Genomic DNA, 25,100 nt, shown 5'->3' with positions numbered 1-25,100 from the left:
GGCGCAGAGGGAGAGATATAGAGAAATGAATAATTCAGATGTTACCGGATTTGATGTCATCTAGACTCAATATTGTTAGGGTGTTCCGCATTTAAATTGTATGTTTGGGACGGGCTAGAAGCCCATCCCACAAGAGTTGGAGAAGAGAGACGGCGGTTGAAACCGCGTCTACACAAACGAAACCCGCCTCCGCGGGTTGAAGACGGCGATTAGAATTGTCCGTCTACTGCTGATACGCAGCGTTCGCAAATTGCTGGATGTTCGATCGACTCTCCGACGTGAGTCGAGTAGTTCCAGCAGCGATCGCACTTTTGGCCGTCTGCTTTGACTACACCAATCGCTAACTCTGGAGATTGGTAACTGTAGGGCAATTCCTGCATCACTGCATTGGATTCTATCAGTTCTACTTCTGATGTAATGAACAAGTAGCGCAGTTCGTCTACACCGTTGCTAGCACTTGCAGAATGGTGGTGTACGGCTATTTCGGCAGGAATTTCTGCTTTGGGCGCGATCGCACTTATTTCTGCTTTCGGGATTTGGGGTGTTTCTGCTAACGCTTGTTCGACTGGGGCTGTTTCTATTGGTACAAGGGCTGTCTCTACTGGCAGTGAAAGCACAATCGCCTCTGTTTCTACAAGCATCAATGCCTTTGATTTTCCAAGTACGTCTGCTGTCAGGGAATCTATTGTTTGTGCCATTTCTTGGCGGCTTTCTGCAAACAGTAAGTGACGGAAAGCAAACCACATTGTAAACAAGATACCGATGACTTCAAACAAGCCGCCCAACAGCGGAATCTGATTCATTGTATCCAAAACTGCTAGGGTTACTCTCGCAGTTATCGCCACAGAAGCTAACAGCCCCAGCGCTACCAGCACTTTTTGGTATTCTGTGAAAAAGTTGCCAGCGTAGTTAGGCAAATCCGCCACAAACTGGGCGCTTTTATCTAACATTTCCTGCAAATCTAAAGCCGATGCTTCTGGGGCAGAATACTCTACTATTTCAGAAGCTGCATCGCCCTGGGCGACAGTTTCTTCTTCAACATGAACTGTCTTTTCTGTCAAGACTTTGGCAACACTTGCTGCTTGGGCTTCTTGTTTGTCTTGTACTGCTTTGGCTTTCTCTTCTTCTGCTAGTTGGATGGCTGCGTTTTGCGATCGCACGTAATCCACCAATTCTTCGCTGCTGGGATTCAAACCTTGCAATTGCGCTCTTTTGGCAGCATCGGGAACGTATAATAAAACCTTAGCTTCCAAAGAAGAACCGATCGCCTTTTCAGTCCTCGCCTGTTCTAAAACCTTGTTAACTTCGCCGCGTACTTGCCGCAAATACTGCCAGCGAGTCGCCAATTCTGGATTGTGCCATGCAGGATCGAGTTGCACCCAACCAGCTTCAAATACTGATTTGTAGGGAGTTGGATAGGGAAGATACTGCCAAATATCTTCAGCCATGTGACACAACACAGGTGCGATCGCCCTTGCTAAATTCTCGACTGCGATCGCAATTACTGTCTGACAACTGCGGCGGCGACGCGCATCTGTCGCGCTGATGTAAAGTCGATCTTTGGCAACATCCAAGTAAAAATTAGATAAATCCACCGTGCAGAAATTCTGTACAGTTTGGAAGAATCGCGAAAATTGGAAACTTTCAAAAGCTTCTTGAACTTCCGCAAAAACTTCGCCCATTCTGTGCAGCATATAGCGATCGAGTTCTGGCAATTCCTCGAAAGCGATGGCATCTTTTGCCGGATCGAAGTCGTGCAAATTCCCCAGCAAAAACTTCGCTGTATTCCGAATCTTGCGGTAAACATCCGATTGCTGTTTGAGGATGTTTTTGCCTAAAGGCACGTCGGCGGAGTAGTCTACCGAAGACACCCACAATCGCAAAACATCGGCGCCATATTCCTTGATGACTAACGCCGGATCGACGACATTGCCTTCAGATTTGCTCATCTTGCGGCCTTTTTCATCCAGCACAAAACCGTGAGTCAAAACTGTTTTGTAAGGAGCGATGCCGTTAGTTGCTACACTGGTGAGCAAGCTCGATTGAAACCAGCCGCGGTGTTGGTCTGAACCTTCCAAATAGATATCAGCAGGATAGTTTAATTCCGATCGCCCTTTCGCCACAGCAGCCCAGGAAGAACCGGAGTCAAACCAGACATCCATCGTGTCGGTTCCCTTGCGGTAAGTGCGGCCGTTGTTGCGGTAAGATTCCGGTAGCAATTCGGCGATCGACATTTCCCACCAAGCATCAGAACCTTTGTCAGCAAAGATAGCTTGCACGTGCGAGATCGTCTCTTCATTTAACAGAGGTTCGTTGGTTTCTTCGTCGTAAAAGACGGGAATCGGCACGCCCCAAGTCCGCTGGCGAGAAATACACCAATCCGATCGATCGCTAACCATAGCCGTGATCCGATTTTCCCCTTGGGCAGGAATCCAATTCACACCGGAAATTGCTTTTAATGCTTCGTCGCGGAACCCTTCAACGGATGCAAACCACTGTTCAGTCGCCCGAAAAATCGTCGGCTTTTTAGTCCGCCAATCGTAAGGATACGAGTGAGGATAAGCTTCCTCTTTAATCAAACAATTTGCTTCCGCAAGGGCATCAATGACTGCGGCATTGCCATTTCCGAGGACATTTAAACCTGCAAACTGTCCTGCTTCGGCGGTGAAATTTCCGTTTTCATCGACGGGGGTTAAAACTGGCAAACCGCAGCGTTTTCCGACGATAAAGTCTTCTTGTCCGTGGCCGGGTGCAGTGTGCACCAATCCGGTTCCTGAGTCAGCGGTAATGTAGTCGCCGCCGGCAACGATCGGGCTTTCGCGATCGAACAGGGGATGTTTGTAGGTGCAGCCTTCTAATTCTTTGCCTTTGAAAGTGGCGAGTATTTTTAATTCCGTGTTGAAAGTTGCCGACAGTCGATCGACCGCATCGACAGCAACTAACATAAATTGTTGGGCGATGTGCGAATCTGCCGGCGGTTCCACCACTGCATACATCAGTTCGGGATTAACTGCGATCGCCAAGTTAGCCGGAATCGTCCAGGGGGTAGTCGTCCAAATCGCCGCCCAGAGGCTCGGCATATAGCGCTTGAGCTTCGTTTGCAGGGATTTTGACAATTTTCTGACGTGAAAGCCGACGTAGATGCTGCGCGAAACGTGGCCTTCGGGATATTCCAATTCAGCTTCGGCGAGGGCTGTTTTCGAGCTCGGGCTCCAGTGCACGGGTTTGAAGCCGCGGAAGATGTAGCCTTTGAGCACCATTTGACCGAAAACGCCGATTTGAGCCGCTTCGTATTCGGGTTTCAGGGTTAAATACGGGTGTTCCCAGTCGCCCCAAACGCCGTAGCGCTGAAACGATGTCCGCTGCTGGGCCATTGTTTCCTGGGCGAAAGTGGCGGCTTTGCGGCGGAGGTCGATCGGGGTAAGATTGAGCCGATCGTCCGATTTCATGTTTTGCAACACCTTAAGTTCGATCGGCAATCCGTGACAATCCCAACCGGGCACATAGCGGACTTTTTTACCGCGCAGCATTTGGTAGCGGTTGATAAAATCCTTGAGGATTTTGTTGAGGGCGTGGCCGATGTGGAGTTGTCCGTTGGCGTAGGGCGGGCCGTCGTGGAGGATGAACAAATCGCCCGGGTTATCCTGGGAAAGGCGATCGTAAATATCTTCATCTGCCCAAAATTGTTGCAATTCTGGTTCGCGTTTGGTAGCGTTGGCGCGCATATCAAACTTGGTTTTGGGCAAATTTACCGTGTCTTTGTAGGATTTTGCTTCCATTGTTCAGAAACGTTTTTTGTACTTAGTTAGTAGTTAGCGGTTAACTGAGAGTTGATATCAAGTCCGATTAAATAATCATAATTAAGTTTGTAGTGAGGACTTTAGTCCTCTCATCCTTGAAAAGCTGACAACCAGATACTCCAGTATAAGCGATCGATCGCACATTCGCTCAAACCAAATCCGTAGAGAGCTCTCTCTTCTCTACCTCTGCGCCCTCTGCGGCCTCTGCGGTTAAAAAATCCTTCATAGATTGAGGTTACGCTACTGAGTCAGCCAACTGAACATTTGACCGACGGTGAGACTGAAGGATTCAGCAAAGGCCACTTCCGAGGACGATTATGTTAGCTAGCGGAGGGAGCGCACATATGTATGTAGCGGTTCTCAAGCATGGTGAGCTAAGCTGTGGAGCATTTAAACCACTAACTATTTACGTAGGGTGCGTCAGCTACAACACTGACTATACATGGGAAACGCCTTAAAACTGACCCACCCTACAATACCATTTTAAATGCTCAACAGCTTATGCTCCCGGAGGCCTATACTCTATGCCCGGTTTGGCCTACGCCCACGAGTACATCCTATAGGTTCTCGAAAGGCTATACCTTAACTAGATTAGAATTTTAACCGCAGATATCAGCGGATGAACACAGATGAACGCTGATGGGATTTCATCTGCGTTTATCTGCATTCATCTGCGGTTAAAAATAGGTTTTCTTCTAACCCAAACCCAAATCAGTTACAGCGCCGACACTGCTAGAAGAAACCAACTTGGCGTATTTAGCCAAAACACCCTTAGTATATCGGGGTTTAGGAGCTTGCCAAAGAGCGCGCCGCCGCTCTAATTCTGCATCATCAACATTGAGCTGCAACAAGCGATTGGTAGCATCGATCGTAATCGAATCGCCCTCATTTACCAGAGCAATTGTGCCGCCAACTTGCGCCTCGGGTGCAACGTGACCGACAACCATGCCGTAGGTTCCGCCGGAAAAGCGGCCGTCAGTAATTAACCCGACAGAATCGCCTAAACCTGCGCCAATAATTGCCGAAGTTGGTGCTAGCATTTCGCGCATTCCCGGCCCGCCTTTGGGCCCTTCGTACCGGATGACAATGACATCTCCGGCTTGAATTTTGCCAGCCAAAATTGCAGCTAAACAGTTTTCTTCGGATTCAAATACCCGCGCTGGGCCGGTGATTTGCGGTTTTTTAACGCCTGTAATTTTAGCAACCGATCCTTCTGTTGCCAGATTGCCGCGAAGAATTGCTAAATGTCCTTGGGCGTACATCGGATTGTTCCAAGGCCGAATTACATCTTGATCGGCGCGGGGTTCGCTGGGAATATCTGATAGGGATTCGGCAATTGTTTGACCTGTAATTGTCAGCGCATCTCCGTGGAGCAATCCGCGTTCCAAAAGCATTTTCATTACTTGAGGAATGCCGCCGGCTTTGTGCAAGTCGGTTGCTACGTATTTGCCGCTTGGTTTGAGATCGCACAATACGGGTACTTTGGCTCTAATTGTTTCAAAATCGTCGAGGCACAACTCAACGCCGATCGCATTTGAAATAGCCAATAAGTGTAATACGGCGTTGGTTGAACCGCCGATCGCCATAATTGTGGCGATCGCATTTTCAAAGGCTTTGCGAGTTAAAATTTGGCTCGGTAACAACTGTTTGCGAATCGCTTCTACGACAACTTTTGCAGATTCCTCAGCGCTGTCGGCTTTTTCGGCATCTTCCGCAGCCATTGTCGAAGAATAGGGCAAACTCATTCCCATTGCTTCAAAAGCACTGGACATCGTATTTGCCGTGTACATTCCGCCGCAGGAACCCGCACCGGGACAAGCTTTTTGTTCCACTGCATTGAGCTCTGTTTCGTCAATTTTGCCCGCACTGAATTGACCGACAGCTTCAAAAGCGCTCACCACGGTTAAATCGCGTCCGTTGTGGTGTCCCGGTTTGATCGTGCCACCGTAAACAAAAATAGCAGGAATGTTCATGCGGGCGATCGCAATCATCGCCCCCGGCATATTCTTGTCGCAACCGCCCACAGCCAGCACGCCGTCCATACTTTGACCGTTGCAAACAGTTTCGATCGAATCTGCAATCACATCTCTCGATACCAGAGAATATTTCATCCCTTCAGTTCCCATCGAGATTCCGTCGCTGATCGTAATCGTACCGAACATCTGGGGCATCGCGCCAGCTTCTTTTGCACCCGCAGTCGCGCGCAGCGCCAGTTCATTCAATCCCATATTGCAGGGCGTAATAGTGCTGTAGCCGTTAGCAATCCCCACAATGGGCTTAGTGAAATCGCCGTCGCCAAAACCCACGGCGCGCAGCATTGCTCGGTTGGGTGCGCGCTGCACGCCCCCAGTCACGGCTTGGCTTCTTAAATTTTCAGGCATTCTCAAACTTCCTTTGTCTGTTGTTGTGTTGTCTGTTTTTGTTTCGGTTCGGGACGCAAAACCTCTATATTTAGTAGGGTGTGCAGTTTACGCTTTACCGCTGTAATCCGCGCGTCCAACCATTTTTTAGCCTTAGCTCTGTCTTTGCTACTGCCTGTTCGCTCCGCCCAAAAACGGATATAAGCCCCCGACAATCGTCCTGGTGAGCTCTAATTTTAGACCAAAGTTCCAGATCCGGTGATGAATCTGTGAAGTAAACCTATAATCTAAAATCTGAAATCGACTGATTGCCCAGTGCTGAGAGTTTTACGCTATTTTTGATTTTCTCAGAAGCGTTGATATTTGTCAGACCACTTGGGAGTGGAACTCTCCGGGCTTGGAGTATCTGCACAGTATTATCACGACAGCACAGTGCAAAAATTATACCGAGATTACAATTGTGCAGGCACAATACCGTGGCGATCGACAAATTGGATTTTAAAACCCCGTCTTTCTAGGATGGCTTAATTAAACCGTAATATTTACAGAATAGATTCTATAATGCAACACATGACACAGAGAGCATTCAAGTACCGCTTTTACCCAACGTCCGAACAGGAATCCCTGTTGAGGCAGACTGTGGGTGGCCCGCGTCTTGTCTACAATTGTGCCGTCGCCACTACCACAGAGGCTGGGTGCGATCGACAAGAACGAGTAAGGTATGTGGAAACTAATGTAATGCTGGCTCAATCGAAAAAACAAGAAGATTTACGGTTTTTAACGGAAGTTAGCAACGTCCCACTCCAACAGGGATGGCAACACCTCCAAACAGCATTTACCAACTTCTTTGCAGGTCGGGCAAAATACCCGAACTTCAAAAAGCAACAGAATGGTGGCACTGCTGAATATACGAAAGCTACTTTTCGGTTGAAAGATAGCCAAGTATTTTTACCTAAATTTTCCGAGCCATTAAATATTTATGGGATCAGAGAGATTTCTTCCTGTGTTGAACAATCTACTGTTACGGTGAATTTTTCACCACCGGGAAGATGGACTGTTTCTCTGTTGGTGGATGTCGATCTTGAACCATCACCTGCATCTTCTAATCAAATAGAGATCGACTTAGATATTACCAACTTGATTACATTAAGTACAGGTGCAAAATTTGGTAATTCTAAAACTTTTCAAGCTAAGAATCGTAAATTGTGTAGAGTGCAGAAGGCTTTGAATTATCAGCAAAAAGCACCTAACAATAGATATAAAGACAGTTTGAAAGTCGCGGTCAGTACGCGAGAGCGAACGTAAGACCCGATAGAAACACTTCTGAAGGGCAGTTGCTAAAAAGCAGAAAATCTAAGAATTAATTCTTGGAATCCCTGCATCTGATAGTCAGGGAGTATGTCAAGTGGGATGATGTGTGTGGCAAAACCCATCACTCTAACGTTTGAAACAAAAATTGCGAGGCGAATGACATGGAGGCCGATCGAATTCTGAGGCAATATGCGGCCGGAGAAAGAACTTTTCGAGAGATTAACCTCGCGGGAGCCGACTTAAAAGGGGCAAACCTCAGCGAGGCTAATTTTACCCGAGCGAATTTCCAAAACGCAAACCTCAAAGGCGCTAACCTGACGGGAGCGAACTTGCGCGAGGTGAAATTGGGTGGGGTGGACATGACGGAAGCCAACCTCACCGAAGCAAATCTCATCGGTACCGATTTGACCCGCGCCAATCTCAGCGGGGCTAACCTGGTGGGAGCAAACCTCCGCGGCTCAATGGCGAGAGAAGTCAACATGACTAAGGCAAATTTGACGGAAGCAAATTTGACAGAAGCCAACTTTACCGAAGCGAATTTGTTTGCGGCTAACTTAACCGAAGCTAGTATGATTCGCACTAATTTGATGAAGGCCAATTTGAGTTGGTCAACTCTCAAAGCCGTAAACCTGACAAATGCTATCCTCAGCGATTCGCTTTTAGAAAGAGCCAATCTGACTCAGGCAATTCTCAGTGGGGCGATGCTGAGCGGGGCCAACCTGACTGGTGCAGACTTGCGCCAAGTCACGATGGTTGGAGCTAATCTTAGCGAAGCTAATCTGAGCAATGCTAATTTGAGAGTTGCCAATATGAGTTGGTCAACTCTGCGCGGTGCTAACTTGAGCGGTGCTAATTTGTACCGGGCGAAGCTGTGTTGGTCTAATTTGAGCGGGGCTGTTTTGGTGGAAGCGGTTTTGATTGATGCTAATCTCAATCGAACTAACTTCCGCGATGCAGATTTGAGGCGGGCAATTATGCCTGACGGCGCCACTAATGACTCTCAATAGTTAACTGTTGACTGTTGACTGTTGACTGTTGACTGTTAACTACTGAACTACTGACTAATATCATGTCCGGTTGAATAGTTATCATACTTTTGTCCGACCATGCCCATGCCCAATTCCCTATGCCCAATGCCCTATGCCCGTACAGGTTTTATAAGCAATTAACGGGACTTGATATAATGAATGTCAGCGAATTATTGATTCTGGGTGCGGCCGGACTTTTTGCCGGTATTCTAGCTGGTTTTTTGGGTATCGGCGGCGGTACGGTGCTCGTGCCGTTGTTGGTGGCTCTCAAGTATGCTCCGGTGCAAGCGGTTGCTACTAGCGGTTTGTCGATCGTAATTACGGCTCTTTCTGGCAGCATCCAGAATTGGCGTATGGGCTATCTCAACTTGAGTCAAGTCGCAGGCATCGGATTTCCCGCCGTCATCACAGCACAAATTGGTGCTTATTTGGCGGGGATATTTCCTCCTTATTTGCTGTTAGTTACTTTTGGGTTGTTGTTGTGGCTGAATATTTATTTGATTGAAGTTCGCAAGCGCCTGACTGCTAAGAAAGCGGAAGAAGAAGGGGAAGAATCAGGCTCAATTCCCAGTTCCCAATTCTCAAATAATTCAAATATTTTATTTAATCCAACTTTTGCTAAAATTGCGACAGGCAGTGCTGCCGGTTTATTGGCAGGTTTGTTCGGCGTAGGCGGCGGCGTGATTATGGTTCCCTTGCAAATTTTGCTGTTAGGGGAAAGCATTAAAAAGGCAATTCAAACGAGTTTGGGCGTCATCGTGATTACGGCAATTTCGGCGACGGCGGGACACGCGGCGCGCGGGAATGTTTTGTGGGTTGTGGGGTTGATTCTAGGCGCTGGCGGTTTGTTGGGAGCGCAAATCAGCACCAGGTTTTTGCCGAGATTGTCCGATCGCACTATTAGTTTAGCATTTCGATCGCTCTTAGCAATTTTATCAATCTATATTTTCTGGCAGGCTTGGCAAAAGTTTCGTTATTAGTTATTAGTTATTTGTTATTAGTTATTTGCAAGGGTTAGATAGTCTCCGCTATCAGACTATAAAATTAGTTCGTAGTGAGGACTTTAGTCCTCATAAATCAAGGACTAAAGTCCTCACTACAAACATTTTTTCTTATCGGTAATTGAGCGTATCTGAGATTATTTGCGATCGGTTATTGGCAGCAAAGCCACAAGACAAGGCAAATAACAAACAACCAATAACAAACAACCAATAACCAATGACTACTGACTAAGTTTCTTGACGGCGCGAGTCAAGCGCAGCAAATAAGGCTTGACAATTTCTTGATTTTGCCGCTGCAACTCGGAAACTTGCTCCTGCAAGTGCTGAATCTCGGTTTGCAGCGTCGCTGTGTCTATTGTCGGTCGATCGAGCAAATCCTGCAATTGCTTCAAAGAACCTTGGATTCGATCCAAGTCTACTTCGTTCGATCGCTCCTGCAACTCTGCTGTAATAGTTCTAACCTCAGTTAACTTCTCGTCTAGCAACAAAAATCGGACGTTGACATTTTCCCAATCATGCTCTCTGAGGGCGCTATTTTCCAGAATGCGGAGTTTTTCCTGCAAATTGGACAGGATGCTGTAGAGTTCTTGAGAATCGGCAGGAAGTGCCTGCGCTTGGCGTTCGAGTGCGGCTACCGCAGCTTGTATGTCGGCGATGGCGCCGGATTCCAAAATACCGAGTTTTTGTTTTAAGTCGGAGACGGTAGAATCAAGTTTGGTAAGTTCTCCAGGTAGTTTCTGAACTTGCTGCGATCGAGCTTCTGCTACGGCCTGTACCTCTGCGATGGCAGAATTTGCCTTTTGTTGGATTTTTTGCTCAAAACGCTGGCGATTGGCGAGATTCAGCGAGAGTGCTGCGGTTAGCGGGGCGGCAGCGTAGAGAATTTGCCCCGACAATCCCGCAGCAATGGTGCCAATCGCTGAACCGGCAATAGAGGCGTATTCTGCCAATTCTAGCCAATCCTGCTGGTTTGGGGAAATTCTCATCGTGGGGAATGATGCGTCTTCGATCTTCTGCATAGCCTTTTAGTCGTAGTCTGATAGATTGCGATACCGACATGATAAGAGCGATCGGCAAATAAATCAGGGCTATTTTTGACACTCCCCACGGCGGTCGCCGGGGGATTCTCCAAGCCGAACTTGGAAGGGATAGGCAAATATCCCCCTAGACCCTTCAAATCAACTACCAATACTAGAGGTGTTGCAGTTGGGCTTACTTTTAGTTTTTCTTTTGCTTTGGGAGTCCATCACAAGCCAGATAGGTACGCTCCTCAACCTGCCATTATTTGCCCTTTCTAAGTATTCCGGTTCTAGCCGGATATCTGAGTTGCCGGGATTTCTCCGTACTAGGATGATTCAACGCGCAGACGGTTATTCATACTCACCCAATTACATTACCATGCTTAGTCCCCAAATACAATATTTACTGGCGGTTAAAACCGCAGACCGACTAATCCCCACGTCTCAAGCCGGGGGCTTGCGTCTAGTTTTCTGGTCAAAATTTCGGGATTATCATATTTCTATCGGCAGCTCTGCTGAATAATTTTTGCTTTCAACACGGCCAGTCTCAGGTAAAATTCAGGATATGTCGATCGCCTAAAAGTTAACCGACAACCGTTAACCGCCGTCTGTCAGGAGTATACAGAAAATGGGTCTCAAGATTATTGAAAGCTATGATAGCAGTTTTGTCCTAGAACCGGATGCTAAAGCCGCACTCTTCCATTCACTAACAGGTGAAAGCTTTCTCCAACAAGTAGCGATACAATTGCAGTGCTCGCGGATTGAGTTTGCCGAGTTACTTTTTCAGCCAGTCCCTTACAGCAGCGAGACGCCCAAGGGAATGCCTGCGGAATTTGAAAAGTATCACGAATCGATCGATTTTGCGATCGTCAACGTCCCGCCTAATTTCATGTTTCAAGCCAAAATATTTAAACCCAGCCGCCTCTGTGCCGTTTATCGCGTTTTCAAGAATTAGGTAAAGAAGAAGGAAGAAGGAAGAAGGAAGAAGGAAGAAGGAAGAAGGAAGAAGGAATATGCAATAATAGCAATGGTTTCAGCGATTAAAACCGCGATGCACGCTCGCGCAGTCGAATGTGTTATAACCGTCTTGGAGATTGCTAGAAATGCAGGTAAACGGTAGGAATAATTTACGATCGACTATTCACAAAAAATGACAGAAGAGATTCAGAATTTAGCTAGTTTAGAATTTATTCCCTACATTGATGCTGAGGGAAAATTGCCGGAGTTCGTGCAGGGAAAAATCGGCGTTTGCGCGATTTTTGACGATCGGAAAGTGCTGCAATTTGTCGGCTATTCTCGCGATATTTACCTCAGCCTCAAACAGTATCTGGTGCGCCAACCGCACAACTGCTACTGGCTGAAAGTCCAAACTATCGACAAGCCCAGCCGCACTATTCTAGAAAGCATCCGAGAGAGTTGGATTGCCGAAAACGGTTCCCAGCCCCAGGGAAACGGTGCCGATGCTACCAAGTGGAACGATCCCATTGACACCAAAACTGTCATGACTTCGCAAGAAGTAGCAAATTATGAAGGTATTGTCGCCGATGAACTTGCCAAAGATAAATTGTTGAAAAATGTAGCTCGCCGCGTGGAAAATGAAATTTTAGCGCTGCTCAAATCTCGCGGTGTAACTGAAGAAATCCGGTTTAATCCAAAGCTAAAAACTAGCGGCTTGCTGGATTTGAAGTAACTACAATAGTCCTGACTGCCAACCGGGAGGTACGTAGTTGCGCTTCAGCGCTCTTTCTTAAGATTATAAAGCAATACGGTTGACTTAAGAACAATCTGAGTTTCTAGAAATGCCTGTATCGCCTATAAAATCGCGATCGGAAATTCGTCCAAAAGCCTTAACTGAACCGTATTGTATTATAAAGAGCGCTGAAGCGCAACTACGTACCTTGAAGATTACTATTGTATTATAAAGAGCGCTGAAGCGCAACTACATACCTTGAAAAATAGTGCCGTTTCCCTACGATATTTCATCTTTAAATGTTAACATTTAATACGTCACATTGAACAGATATCGGAATCTGCAAAATGAACTCTGTTCCCCCACCGGGAATCGAAATACAACTGATTTTACCTCCATGTTTTTCTACTATAATATCGTGACTGATTGCCAAGCCCAATCCAGTACCCCTGCCGACAGGCTTGGTAGTAAAAAATGGGTCAAATATCCGGTGGCGCACTGCCTCGCAAATCCCGCAACCGTTATCGGCAATTAAAATCATAACGGACTGAGACTTTTGAGTTGCCAAGTTTGAATTTGGATTGTACAACGCAGGTTCTGAATCTGAACTTACTGAAGTGCTGATGGTAATTTTTCGGGGATAAGGTTGAGATTCCAGCGCATCAATAGCATTGATTAGCAGATTCATAAATACCTGATTTAATAGACTGGCATAACAGGTGATTTTTGGCAGTTTACTGTAGTGTTTTCTCACTTCAATCTCACCGATATTGTTGGCTCCTTTGAGGCGGTGTTGCAAAATAACTAAAGTATTGTCAATGCCTTCATGAATATCCACTGGCTTGCACTTTTCTTGACCCAGGCGGGAGAAGTTGCGAAAAGACAGCACAATCTCGCTAATTCGAGAAGTACCTTCTTTCATCGAACTTAGCAGTTTTGGATAATCATCTGCAATGAATTCGGGTTGAATTTTTTCCAATTCGCCGACAATTTCTGCCACGGGATGCGGGTAGTAATGTCGGTATAATTTGATGAGGCGAACCAAGTCTTGTGCATAGTCAGCAGCCATAGTAATATTGCCGGAGATAAAGTTGACTGGATTGTTGATTTCGTGAGCAATCCCTGCGGCTAGTTGCCCTAAAGAAGCCATTTTTTCCTTCTGTATTAACTGAGATTGAGTCTTCTTGAGTTCAGTTAAAGTTTCTTCGAGTTGCTGCGCGTAGGATTGTGTTTGCTGCAACAACTGGCGCTGCAAGAGTTGATTTGAGACGCGCGCCAAAACTTCTTGTTCCTGAAAAGGTTTTGTGATATAATCTACACCGCCAACTTCAAAGGCTTTGACTTTATCTAACACTTCATTTAAAGCGCTGATAAAAATGACGGGAATGTCTTTGGTGGTGGCAGAAGCTTTCAATACTTTGCAGACTGTGTAGCCGTCCATACTGGGCATCATGATGTCCAGCAAAATCAAGTCAGGAGGTGTTGATTCGATCGACCTTAGGGCTAGTTGACCGTCGGGTGCAGTGCGTGTTTTGTAGCCATGCCTCGATAGTATTTTAGCTAGAAGGTGCAAATTATTGGGAACATCATCAACAATTAAAATATTCCCTTTTAAGACGGGAGTTGCTTCGTAATTCATATCTAGTCTGGTAAAATAACCTTTGTAGGTTTGATCGTTCGGACTTTAGTCCTCAAAGTTTGATGAGGACTAAAGTCCTCACTACGAACCCGATCTAATATCATTTTTATTTGGTTTAGGGACGGATGAGAGCTAGTATTTGATTGAACTGAAACTCGTTAGCTAAGGCGGCGAGAGCGCTAGCTAATGGGTCATTTCGATCGCGAATTTGCTCTATTTGACTGAGAATCAGCTCTAAATCGCACTCAATAGTGGCTTTTTCTAAAGCTGTCAGCCAATCCGTTGGTAAAGCTGCAACGTTTTCTGGAGTCGGAGCCTCGATTTGAGTTGGCTCCGGCACACTCTCCGGTTCATCGTAAATGTAACGCACTCCGAGATGTTTGTGGAGGGTGGCAAAGATGTCTGTCTCTCGAAAGGGTTTGTGGATAAAGTCATCCCAATCATTTGATACAGTAACACTTCGCGCTTCTTCGGCGTTAGCGGCACTCACGGCAATAATGACGGTAGTTTCACCTTTAACGGTGGCTTTAATGCGTTGCGTGGCTTCACCTCCATCCATTACGGGCATCCACATATCCATAAAAATTAAGTCCGGCTCAAAACTCGTCCACACTTCAATGGCTTCTACACCATTACAGGCTTCTTTGAGCTCAAAGTCAAAGGTTGCAAGGATTTTGAGTAGCAGTTGGCGGTTGTCCTCGCGATCGTCCACAATCAATATACGATAGCGCGGTTGGTTGGATTCTAGGGCGATCGCCCGACGCGACGGCTGTACCGGTTCAATCGCCGCCGCCTCAACTGCGCTGACGGGGATATCAAAGGCGAAGGTAGTCCCGTGTCCTACTTTACTGCGTACAGTAATGATGTCGCCCATCAGCTTGACAAAGTGTTGGCTGATGGCCAGCCCCAAACCGGTTCCCTGCTGAGATGTTTTTCCTGTTTTGGTTTGGACAAAGGCTTGAAAAAGCTGATCTAACTCATCGGGAGTCATGCCGCAGCCTGTATCTTCTATTTCAAAATGTAATTTGTAATTGATTGGTAATTGCTGATTTTCCTGTTCAATTACCGAACTTACTCTTACTGCAATGCCTCCCTCCTTCGTAAACTTAATGGCGTTAGAAAGCAGATTAATTAAAACTTGGCGCAACTTAACTTGATCGGCGTGCAAATATTCTGGAATATTCCTAGAGTAGCTAAATATTAACTCCAATTGTTGCTCGCGCGCCTGAAGTTGGAACATCTCTTCCACCTCGTTTAGCAGTCTGCTTAATTGAAAGTCTGTTGGGTTGAGTGTAATGCGTCCTGCCTCTATTTTGGCTAAATCTAATATTTGATTGATCAGACTTAGCAAGTGTTCTCCGCTGCGGTTGATGATGCCGATATTTTCCTGTTGTTCGCGGTTGAGGTTGGCGGATCGCTGCATCAATTGGGAGAATCCCAGAATTGAGTTAAGAGGGGTGCGTAATTCGTGGCTCATGTTGGCCAGAAAAGTGCTTTTGGCGAGGTTGGCTGCTTCTGCTGCTAAGGCGGCTTGTTGGAGTTCTACGGCTTGCTGTTGAGTGGCTTCGAGCAATTGAGCTTGTTGTAAGGCGACTTCGAGTTGAGTGCTAATTTGCAGCGCAATATTGATTTCTGCTGCGCGCCAAGTGCGGGGCCCAGAATTTTGATAGCTGGCGAGCAAACCCCAAAGTTGACTGCCGCAGAATATGGGGCAAATAATGTAGGCTCTGGCTTGAAATTGCTCTAACACTTCCACGTAACAAGGACTAAATCCAGCAGTGTATATGTCTTCAACCATGCGGTAACAAACACCTATATCGTAGATACCGCCTTGATTTTTTTGTAGGTAGGTATCTCGTACTCCTTCACCGCAGGCTTGTAAGTTTGTCGCCGCACAGCGAAAGTCGGTGGCGAGATTGTTTGGTAAATTAAGTTCGTCCAATTGTTGTATCACAGATATCCAGCCCTCCCCCATTGACTCGGCAACAAATTCGCCACTCCAATCTGGATTAAAACGATAGATAGCGACTCGATCGCATTTGAGTGTTTCTCGCAATTCTGAGGTTGTGGTTTGGAATATGGTATCAATATCTAAGGACTGACGGATGCGATCGATGCTGCGCCCGATTGCTTGTTCCCGCTGGGCGCTTTCTCGCAAAGCTGCTTCGGCTTGTTTGTAAGCGGTAATATCCAAGACAGTGCCGAACCAACGGATCAACTGCCCTTTTCTATCAAAAACGGGTTTCCCTCTCACTTCTATGTAAGTGAGCGAGCCATCTCTGCGGATCAGTCGCAGATCGAGTTCAAAGCTTTTTTTATTAATCGCTCTCTCCTGGAGCATTGTCAGATAGGGCGATCGATCTTCGGGATGAAAACGCTCGACTAATTCTGGGGTTGCTACGGGTTTTTGAGTCGGTTCGATCTCGAACATACGATAGAGTTCTTCACTCCAAGTGCTTGTTGCTTGGGCTATATCGTGTTCCCAACTGCCAATCCTGGCAATTTTTTGGGCTTCCAGCAGTCGGGCTTCTGCCAACTGGCGATCGCTAATGTCCCTGGCCACCCAAACCACAGAGCGATCGGACAATGGCGAAATTTTAGCAGCAAACCAAACTTCTTGGTTGTTAATCTGCATCCTGTAATCAAAATTTATAGTTTGCTGGGTTTCTAATGCCTCTCGAACTTGAGTGAAATAAATGTCTTGGGAGCTCTCATTAAAAATTTGTTCTAGGATGGAGTCGAGCTGATCTGTCTGATCGTTGTCTTGAAAAATTCCCTTAGTAGGTATAACTTGAATTGTTTTTTCTGGTAATTCTAAAATTAGTATAATATCTGCAATTGACTCAAAAATTTTCAGAATTCTTTGAGTAGAACTGTCAAGTTTTTGTTCTATCAACTTGCGCTCTGCAACTTCATCATTTAATAGTTCGTTAGCCAGAGCTAGGTCAGCAGTACGTTCCGCAACTTCGGCGGCTAAAGTGCGATTGTAGTCAGTTAATAGTTTTTCAGATTGTTTGCGCCCTGAGATGTCAGTAAAAGTATTGATGGCATAAATAATCTTGCCGCCTGTATCGAAAATTGGTGTGGCGCGCACCTCAAGCTTAATAATTTCCCCATATCGATGAATTTCTAAATCCTCAACGAGCAACGTTTCGCCCCGCAGTGCTCGGAAGGCCGGAAATTTTTCAGTTGGACAAAGCTGGTTTTCGTAGTAGAGTTGATAAACTTCTGCCATTTCTTCTAAGGTCGCATCGGGAATATTTTGTACGCCGATCAAATGCTTGGCAGTTTGGTTTAAATAGACGACTTTACCCGAGGCATCGTGGATAGATATCCCCGCTGGTATGGCTTCCAGAAATTGCTTGAGTTGGCTCTCGCTTTGCGCTAAAGCTTGTGTTAAAGATTTTTGTTCGGAAAAAGCCTGTTGCAGTTGCACTGCCATCAGATTGAAGGAACTGGTGAGGTCTCCGAGTTCATCGAAGCGTCTAATTTCTAAAGGTCGATGCCATTCTCCTTTTCCTAAATTTTTGGCGGCGGTATTCAAGCGCAAAATGCGTTGTGTTAGCCAACGGGCAGTCAACAATCCGATCGCGATCGCCAACACCAGCGTACCTGCACACAAGTACAATGTATTGTAGGTATTTGCTTGAATGCGAGCCATGAAATCCGACTCTGGCACCACCACCACAATCAACCAATCCAAGCCATAGGCATCTCCATAGGGAGCGACGCTGACAAACTGCGGAGATCCGTTGCTCGTCATGGTAAATTGCTGAGCTCTATCCAGCGAACTCAAGTTGGCAAAGCGGTTGGTGAGTTGCCGAGCAATGTCTCGGGTGCGGGTATCCTGGCTGTTGGTGGCTAGCAATCGCGTCGGTGGCTGTTTTCCTTGCTTGACAAAGGGCGTTTCTAGGGTGGATGTAGCAACCAGATTGCCCGATCGCTCCATAATAAAGGTCTGTCCCGATTTAGGGAAGTAGAGGCGATCGAGAAAACTGCTAATTGCCGACAGCCCATAATTTGAAGTAAAAACCCCCCGCCATTTGCCAGCAGCATCCTTGATGGGAGACACCGCAACAATTCCTAACTTCGGCATAACGTTGAAAACAACAATTGGCGACCAAGTTTGTTTGTTGGAGGCTTTGGCGTGGCGAAACCAAGCAGTTTCGCGGTTATCCATAGGGATGCTATAGAGCAGTTTTAGGGGATTGCCTTTGGAGTCAACCGAGTAGTATTTCATTTTACCCAGGTCGGTACTTTTCATGCTGCCAAAAAAACGCGTACCGACTGAGAATTTCTCTCCTGTCACTTTTGTGACTTGTTGCACAAATTCCTCGCTCATCAGGCGCCCGTACCCAATTTGTTCTCCTCGCTCATTGACAAAAAAGCTCGATTGCAGTGTGGGGTTGAGGATTATTTGCTGCCAAAGTTTCTGTCGCAGTTGCTGAGTGTTGTTGAGGTTCAGCATTCCTTGTTCTACTGCTAGACGGTTGGCTGCTACGGCGTTCTGGGGGGCGTTGAGGTAGTTGGTGAGCCGATCGCCAATTCGCTCTCCTACTTGTTCCATTAACTGCTGTGCTAGATCCTCGACGGATTCCCGGCTGCTTTTGAAAGAAAGATAACCCACTAGCCCGACGGCGCTGACTGTTAGCAACACAAAGGGAACAATCACAACTGTTCCCAGGCGAGGTTTGCTGAAAATTTCGGCGGTTGGGCGGTTGAGGGGATTAATGAGCATGACGCGATCGAGGAGTTGGGCTGGCGATCGAATTTTAACTGTTGCAGTCTTCTGCGAGGTTAATTTCTAGGTATGTAGTTGCGCTTAAGCGCTCTTGATTTAGGTATGTAGTTGCGCTTAAGCGCTCTTGATTTAGGTATGTAGTTGCGCTTAAGCGCTCTTGATTTAGGTATGTAGTTGCGCTTAAGCGCTCTTGATTGAGGTATGTAGTTGCGCTTAAGCGCTCTTGATTTAGGTATGTAGTTGCGCTTAAGCGCTCTTGGTTATATATAAGCTCAGAGCGCTTTCATCGCAACTACGTACCTTTCGGAGCGCTTTCATCGCAACTACGTACCTTTCGGAGCGCTTTCATCGCAACTACGTACCTTTCAGAGCGCTCAAGCGCAACTACGTACCTTTCGGAGCGCTCAAGCGCAACTACGTACCTTTCGGAGCGCTCAAGCGCAACTACGTGCCTTTCGGAGCGCTCAAGCGCAACTACGTACCTTTCGGAGCGCTCAAGCGCAACTACGTACCTTTCAGAGCGCTCAAGCGCAACTACGTACCTTTCGGAGCGCTCAAGCGCAACTACGTACCTTTCGGAGCGCTCAAGCGCAACTACGTACCTTTCGGAGCGCTTTCATCGCAACTACGTGCCTTTCGGAGCGCTTTCATCGCAACTACGTACCTAAGAGCGCTTTCATCGCAACTACGTGCCTTCTGTTAGTTTAAGGTTTTTAACTGAGCTAAAACTGTGGCGAATCGAGCAGAATCGATCGGCTTTGCTAAGTGTTCGTCGTAACCGGCCTCGATCGCCCGATGCCGGTCTTGTTCGCTAGCATAAGCTGTCAGCGCCACAGCGGCCAAGCGCTTGATTTTGTCAGATTCGGACGATCGCACTTTGCGGATTAACGAGTAGCCATCCTCAACCGGCATCCCGATGTCGCTGACTAAAATATCCGGCGGCGACTGCTGTAAAATGTCGATCGCCTCTTGGGCTGAAGCAGCAGCCATCGCCAGAGCCCCCAACTGTTTCAGCGCCAAAACCAAAAACTCGCGGTTGTCGGGTTCGTCATCAACTACCAACACCTTTAAACCAGCCAAAATACCAGGACTCACGGCAGCTAATTGCCTTTCTTCTCTCAACTGCGGCTGCTGACTCCGACGCTGTTTCAGGGGCAGCATTACTGTAAATGTCGCCCCGAGTCCCTCTCCGGGACTTTCGGCGCGTACAGTGCCGCCGTGGAGTTCCACCAAGTGCCGGACGATCGCCAATCCCAGTCCCAAACCCCCGTAAGCCTTAGTAATTGAGCCATCTGCTTGTCGGAAGCGATCGAACACGTAGGGCAAAAACTCAGGAGAAATGCCTTTGCCGGTATCGCTGACAATAATTTGTACGTAATTAGGTGATGGGGAATTAGCAACAGCTACCGCAGACAAACGCAGTTGGACAGTTCCCCCGGATGGCGTAAACTTGACGGCGTTAGTCAGCAAATTCGAGACTACCTGCTGCAACCTCTGGGCGTCGCCCCACATCAAACTGACTGCGGGGTCAAATTCCGAGGAAACAGTCACAGACTTAGCCTGAGCGGCGAAACTGACACAATTGAGGGCAACTTCGATCGTCTTTGTCATGACGAACCAGCCGGGTTTTAGAACCAGCTTGCCTTGAATAATCCGGGAAACATCGAGCAAATCTTCGACTAGCTGCGTTTGCACCCTGGACTGACGCTCGATCGCTTCTAAACCGCAGGCTAAAGAATCTGGTGTGTACGGGCGGGTGCGGAGCATTTGGGCCCAACCCAGAATTGCGTTTAAAGGTGTCCGCAGTTCGTGGGAAAGAGTGGCTAGAAACTCGTCTTTCCGGCGGTTGATGGCTTCTGCTTCTGCCCGCGCGGCTTGTTCGCGATCGAGCAACTGAGCGAGTTCTGCCTCGACTTGCTTGCGATCGCTGATGTCGGCGACGATCGACATACAGTTAATGTTACCCTTGGCGTCGCGGACAGGAGTTGCCCACAAACCGATATCGATCGAAGTGCCGTCTTTTCTTTGGCGCTGGGTTTCCACTCCGGCGATCGCATTTCCGGCGCGAATTCCTTTCAAGTTCGCCCTGAATTCCTCCCGCTTGTCTGGGGGAACGCTGGGCAAAAATTTACCTACCACTTCTGATTCTGGCCAGCCAAAAATCCTCTCAGCGGCTGGGTTCCACATTTTCACAATCCCGTCGTCGGCGCCCAAAACGGTAATTCCCAGGGGACAAGCCTGGATCAAGGCTTCCAAAGTTTGATTGATTTGCGATCGCGCTTCTTCTGCTTGTTTGCGATCGGTGATATCGACGTTCACGCCGATCGTTCGCAGGGGCAAACCGCGATCGTCCTGAAATACCCTAGCCCTGCAAGCAATCCAGCCGATGCTGCTGTCGGGGCGGCAGATGCGGAACTCGATGTTTAATTCCTCGCCGGAAGTCGCCGCAGCCTGTACCTGCTGTTCGGTGAAAGTGCGATCGTCTGGATGCACCATTGCCAGCAAATTTTGATAGCTGCTCTGGAAACCGCCGGCCGACAGCCCGTACAAAGCCTCTAACTCCGGCGTACAGGCGAGTTCTCCTGTTTGGACGTTCCATTCAAAAGTTCCGATTTTGCCTGCTTGCTGAGCGATTTGCAGCCGTTGTTGATTGTTTTTGAGTTCTGCTTCCACCCGCGAGATTTCGGTCAAGTCAATGTAGAATCCGACGATCGTCTCCGGTTCGGCCTTGTCAGGGCACAAAGTCGTCGCGCCCATCAGCACCGGCACCCGACTGCCATCTTTGCGGATGTACTCTTTCTTAAAAGGAGTTGCGACTCCCGACGCCCGCAGTTCCCCGGCCGCCCGGGCGTCGAGGTGGAGGTATTCGGAGGGGGTCATATTGTCCCACCGCATTTGACCGGAGAGTACGTCTAAGCGAGTATAGCCCACCATGTTGAGCAGGGAGTCGTTGGCGTAGGCGATGCGGCCGGTAAAATCGCCGATCGCGACTCCGAAAATATTTGAGTCTAACAGTCGCCGGAATAAAGCTTCACTTTGCTGGATTACCCGTTTTGCTTGGTTGCGATCGGTGATTTCGGCAACCACGGTGCTGACTCCCAACAGCGTTCCCGATTCATCGATCACGGGGTAAAAGCTGACTTGCCAATCCCGCACAACTCCCGGCTGTTGAAGGGTTTCGGCCTTAAGTTCCATATCGAGTACGGGGGTTTGCGTAGCCAGCACTTGGCGGTAAATCGGCTCTACCAGATCGGCAAGTTCCGGTATCGCTTCTCTGACGGTGCGCCCGATGTGATCTGCGATCGCGCGGCCGTTGATCGCAGCCAGGAATTCGTTCATGCGGATGTAGCGCAAATTGGTATCGAGAAAGCACAGCCCGACTGGTGTGGTGTTGTAAACTAAGTCGAGTTCTGCTAGTTGGTTGCGAATGCGAATTTCGTTTTCTCGGATCTGGTTTTGAGCTTGTTTGCGATCGGTGATATCGACCACGAAGAACGATCCTTTGTCTGTGCATCCTTGCAAGTGTCCGGCGCCGACAAAAACTGGGAAGCGCGTGCCGTCTTTGCGGATGTATTCTTTTTCAAAAGGCTCGCAACTTCCTGATGCTGCGACTTGGGCGAGGGCTGCGCGATCGAGTTCTGCGTATTCCGGCGGCGTGATATTGCTCCAGTGGATTCTTCCTGAAATTAAGTCTTCTCTCGTATATCCAATCATGTCCAGCAAGGCGTTATTAGCTTCAGTAATTGCGCCGCCTGCCTCCCAAAAACCGATGCCGATCATGTTAGAATCTACCACGCTGCGGAAGCGCGTTTCACTTTCCCGCAAAGCTAATTCTGTTTGTTTGGCTGCGGTAACATCTGCGATAATTATGCCAGCGCCGATGATTTCTCCCCTTTCATTTTTCACCGGGTAGTAGTTGGCGAGCCAGTAGCCGAAATATCCGGGTCTTCCCCCATGTTCGCCGCTGACTTCTACATTTAAAACAGGTTCGCCGGTTTCTAGAACTTGCTGAATTATTGGTGCAAAATTGGCTGCGGATTCTGGCAACAATTGACGGTAGTCTTGACCGAGATGCTGTTGGGCTGACAAACCGTTGAGTTCTGCTAATACTTGGTTGATGCGGATGAAGCGCATTTCGCGATCGAGAAAGCAAATCGCTAGGGGAGATGCTTCTAACAGCGAGTCAATTAAGGCGAAGGATTGCGATGTTTGAGCTAGTGCTTGCTGCGCTTCTGCATAAAGTCTGGCGTTGTCCAGGGCGATCGCCACGCGGTATGCTAAATCTTCTAGCATTGCCATATCTTCTGCACTGTAGCGGCGCCCCAACTTTGAGGTAAAGCAACTGATCGCACCCATTACCCGCCCGCGCGCCTTCAGCGGTACGCAAGCGTAAGATCCGATATTGAGCGATTGCAACATTTCAATTTCTGCTGCATTTTCGGCTGTTTCTCCTAAAATCTCCTCATCCACTTCGGCAATTAGTTGGGATTGGCCGGTGCGAATTACTAGCGGATAGCCGTTAACAGCGCGATCGGCGATCGGGCTGCAAACTCTCAACTTATTAATCGTATCAACCGTAGAGGCTTCTGCGTGAGCCACAGCGACTTTGCGGACTTTTGAGTCAGTTTCGGTCAAATGAATGCAGCACCCGTCAGCAACAGAATTAACTGCTAATTCAGCGACATTTTGCAGCACTGTTTCTCCGTCAAACGCAGCAGCCAAAATTTTGCTAACTTCTGCTAAAAATGCCGATCGCTGCTGTTCTATTTGGGCTTTTTCTCGGGCTGCTTGCTCGGTTGCCAACTGCAATCTTTGACTTTCTGTAAGTTTGAGTTCTGTGATATCGCGGGCAACAATTAACGCCGATTCTGGTACGCCGTCTTTGTCAAACTCTGGAACTACGCGAGATTGATAACTTCTGATGCCGTCGGTTGAGTAAGCCTGAAATTCGATGATTTCTTCTCGACCAGTTTCTAACACTTTGCGGAGAGTTTCATCCCACCTCTGGCAAAGTTCCGGCGGCATTCCTATCTCTTGGCTGGTTTTTCCCAAAAAGAATGAAATTGGTTTTCCTTGACTTCTAGCAACTGCTTCGTTGACATAAATATAACGCAGTTCTTTATCGGTGCGGATAATCACATCGGGCGTATTTTCTAGCAGCGTTCTCAGTTGCTGTTCGCTGCTAGACAAAGCTGCTTGTGTTTGCTGTCTTTCAGTAACATCTCGCACCGTGCCCACGTGTCCGATGAGTTCCCCACAGTCGGAGAACATCGGCGCCGAACCAACATTAATCCAGCGCACAATCCCCTCTGCTGTTTGCAGGCGATACTCGATCGCATATTCCCCAGGTTCCCGAGTATAATCCAGCCATCGGCTCAATACGCGATCGCAGTCTTCCGGGTGAATGCAATTCTCCCAACCATCTCCTAAAAGTTCTGCCAAACTCAAGCCGCAAATTGCCTGAGTGCGAGGGTTTGCATAGGTGTAGCGCCCCTCAAAATCTGCCATGAAAATTCCCACAGGCGAACAGGAACTCAAACAGCGAAATCGTTCTTCTTGAGCTTGCAGCGCTTCTTTAGCTACTGTTAGCTCAGCCGTGCGCTGTTGGACGCGGTTTTCTAGCTTAGTGTAGGATGAAGCCAGGGCTATTTCTGCTAATTTGCGATCGGTAATATCGATACCGCTTGCGATCGCATATTCTACCAAGCCATCAATACCCAGCATCACTGTATTCGACCAAGAAATGAAGCGCTTGTCGCCATTTTTAGTGCGCCAATAGTTTTGATATTCGCTGTAAACAACTTCTGCGTTTAGATTAGCAAAAACTGTTTGGGCTGCCTCAACTTCTTCGGGAATCAAGAACAGATCCCAAACATATTTATCCAGAACTTCGGCTGCCGAGTAGCCTGTGGTTTTTTCGCAAGCTTGGTTGAAGCGAACAATCCGTCCTCGACTGTCGAGAACTACAATCAAGCAAGCTGTGGTATCAGTTACTTTTGAAATAATCTGGCGTTCTATTTCTAGTTCTTGTTCTGCGGACTTTAAACCAGCATACCAGCCGCCAACCATTGCAGTGGCAAGCAGCAAGATTGCAGGAGTTGCCTGAAGTGCAAACAGTAACAGAGTTGTCAGCAGTAAGGCCGTGCCTGCGGTAAATGTAGCAATGCTGTAAGATTTAATGGGTAAGGGCAAGACCTGAAACCGACTCATTTTTTTTTGACCTGTAGCGATGGCGCGATCGCACTATTTCTGTTTGTGCCTATAAAACAACATGGTTAAAAAAAATTATGTGTTTTTTCTATAACAAACCACATTTGTCGGCGCCGTGCCATCTTCCCACAGATAGATTTGCAAAAGTCAGTTAACAGTTGACAGTTGACAGTTGATAGTTGACAGTTGATAGTTGTCAGTTGATAGTTGATAGTTGTCAGTCAAAGGGAATAAAAAAAATCTCCCATTCTCCCCCTCTCCCCCTCTCCCATTCTCCCCCTCTCCCCCTCTCCCATTCTCC

11 protein-coding genes are annotated in these 25,100 nt (G+C 47.6%); 5 read left to right on the top strand and 6 right to left on the bottom strand.

Annotated elements, in window-relative coordinates:
• Nucleotides 1-209: 209 nt before the first annotated feature.
• On the bottom strand, nt 210-3,779 hold the full coding sequence (gene ileS / locus QZ938_RS20955) for an isoleucine--tRNA ligase (RefSeq protein WP_293353120.1): 3,570 nt from the start codon (nt 3,777-3,779) through the stop codon (nt 210-212).
• 716 nt (nt 3,780-4,495) lie between these two features.
• On the bottom strand, nt 4,496-6,181 hold the full coding sequence (gene ilvD / locus QZ938_RS20950) for a dihydroxy-acid dehydratase (RefSeq protein WP_293353122.1): 1,686 nt from the start codon (nt 6,179-6,181) through the stop codon (nt 4,496-4,498).
• 540 nt (nt 6,182-6,721) lie between these two features.
• Between ilvD and QZ938_RS20945 the strand changes: the two genes are divergently transcribed.
• The 3 genes from QZ938_RS20945 (at nt 6,722) to QZ938_RS20935 (ending at nt 9,479) form a co-directional block, all read left to right on the top strand.
• Nucleotides 6,722-7,465: a transposase gene (locus QZ938_RS20945; protein WP_293153215.1), complete on the top strand. Its 744-nt coding sequence runs from the start codon at nt 6,722-6,724 to the stop codon at nt 7,463-7,465.
• 167 nt (nt 7,466-7,632) lie between these two features.
• Nucleotides 7,633-8,478, top strand: a complete 846-nt coding sequence (locus QZ938_RS20940; RefSeq protein WP_293353126.1) for a pentapeptide repeat-containing protein — start codon at nt 7,633-7,635, stop codon at nt 8,476-8,478.
• A 176-nt stretch (nt 8,479-8,654) separates the two neighbouring features.
• The gene (locus QZ938_RS20935) at nt 8,655-9,479 is read left to right on the top strand and encodes a sulfite exporter TauE/SafE family protein (protein WP_293353128.1); all 825 of its coding nucleotides are present in this window, start codon (nt 8,655-8,657) and stop codon (nt 9,477-9,479) included.
• A gap of 242 nt (nt 9,480-9,721) precedes the next feature.
• On the opposite strand, the gene QZ938_RS20930 is transcribed toward QZ938_RS20935, so the two are convergent.
• Nucleotides 9,722-10,519, bottom strand: a complete 798-nt coding sequence (locus tag QZ938_RS20930) for a hypothetical protein (RefSeq protein ID WP_293353130.1) — start codon at nt 10,517-10,519, stop codon at nt 9,722-9,724.
• A 628-nt stretch (nt 10,520-11,147) separates the two neighbouring features.
• Between QZ938_RS20930 and QZ938_RS20925 the strand changes: the two genes are divergently transcribed.
• On the top strand, nt 11,148-11,474 hold the full coding sequence (locus tag QZ938_RS20925) for a hypothetical protein (protein WP_293153206.1): 327 nt from the start codon (nt 11,148-11,150) through the stop codon (nt 11,472-11,474).
• A gap of 195 nt (nt 11,475-11,669) precedes the next feature.
• Complete coding sequence (locus QZ938_RS20920; protein WP_293353132.1) at nt 11,670-12,209, top strand: GIY-YIG nuclease family protein; 540 nt, start codon at nt 11,670-11,672, stop codon at nt 12,207-12,209.
• Between the two features lie 295 nt (nt 12,210-12,504).
• Here QZ938_RS20920 and QZ938_RS20915 read toward each other — a convergent pair whose 3' ends face one another.
• The 3 genes from QZ938_RS20915 to QZ938_RS20905 form a co-directional block, all read right to left on the bottom strand.
• Nucleotides 12,505-13,848 (bottom strand): response regulator, encoded by a 1,344-nt coding sequence (locus QZ938_RS20915; RefSeq protein WP_293153200.1) that lies wholly within the window; start codon nt 13,846-13,848, stop codon nt 12,505-12,507.
• 115 nt (nt 13,849-13,963) lie between these two features.
• Complete coding sequence (locus QZ938_RS20910) at nt 13,964-18,586, bottom strand: ATP-binding protein (RefSeq protein WP_293353134.1); 4,623 nt, start codon at nt 18,584-18,586, stop codon at nt 13,964-13,966.
• Between the two features lie 702 nt (nt 18,587-19,288).
• Nucleotides 19,289-24,799, bottom strand: coding sequence for a PAS domain S-box protein (locus tag QZ938_RS20905; RefSeq protein ID WP_293353136.1), 5,511 nt, complete (start codon nt 24,797-24,799; stop codon nt 19,289-19,291).
• Between the last annotated feature and the right edge of the window lie 301 nt (nt 24,800-25,100).

Origin of the sequence: Microcoleus sp. CAWBG27 (assembly GCF_020883145.1) — a bacterium.
Classification (GTDB): domain Bacteria; phylum Cyanobacteriota; class Cyanobacteriia; order Cyanobacteriales; family Microcoleaceae; genus Microcoleus.
The sequence above is the reverse complement of the archived record's forward strand: the minus strand, read 5'-3'. Positions and strand labels throughout refer to the sequence as shown.

Bases quoted from the DNA above. Each gene is read 5' to 3' on its own strand.
- ileS (WP_293353120.1), bottom strand. From the start codon at position 3,779: ATGGAAGCAAAATCCTACAAAGACACGGTAAATTTGCCCAAAACCAAG.
- ilvD (WP_293353122.1), bottom strand. From the start codon at position 6,181: ATGCCTGAAAATTTAAGAAGCCAAGCCGTGACTGGGGGCGTGCAGCGC.
- QZ938_RS20945 (WP_293153215.1), top strand. From the start codon at position 6,722: ATGCAACACATGACACAGAGAGCATTCAAGTACCGCTTTTACCCAACG.
- QZ938_RS20940 (WP_293353126.1), top strand. From the start codon at position 7,633: ATGGAGGCCGATCGAATTCTGAGGCAATATGCGGCCGGAGAAAGAACT.
- QZ938_RS20935 (WP_293353128.1), top strand. From the start codon at position 8,655: ATGAATGTCAGCGAATTATTGATTCTGGGTGCGGCCGGACTTTTTGCC.
- QZ938_RS20930 (WP_293353130.1), bottom strand. From the start codon at position 10,519: ATGCAGAAGATCGAAGACGCATCATTCCCCACGATGAGAATTTCCCCA.
- QZ938_RS20925 (WP_293153206.1), top strand. From the start codon at position 11,148: ATGGGTCTCAAGATTATTGAAAGCTATGATAGCAGTTTTGTCCTAGAA.
- QZ938_RS20920 (WP_293353132.1), top strand. From the start codon at position 11,670: ATGACAGAAGAGATTCAGAATTTAGCTAGTTTAGAATTTATTCCCTAC.
- QZ938_RS20915 (WP_293153200.1), bottom strand. From the start codon at position 13,848: ATGAATTACGAAGCAACTCCCGTCTTAAAAGGGAATATTTTAATTGTT.
- QZ938_RS20910 (WP_293353134.1), bottom strand. From the start codon at position 18,586: ATGCTCATTAATCCCCTCAACCGCCCAACCGCCGAAATTTTCAGCAAA.
- QZ938_RS20905 (WP_293353136.1), bottom strand. From the start codon at position 24,799: ATGAGTCGGTTTCAGGTCTTGCCCTTACCCATTAAATCTTACAGCATT.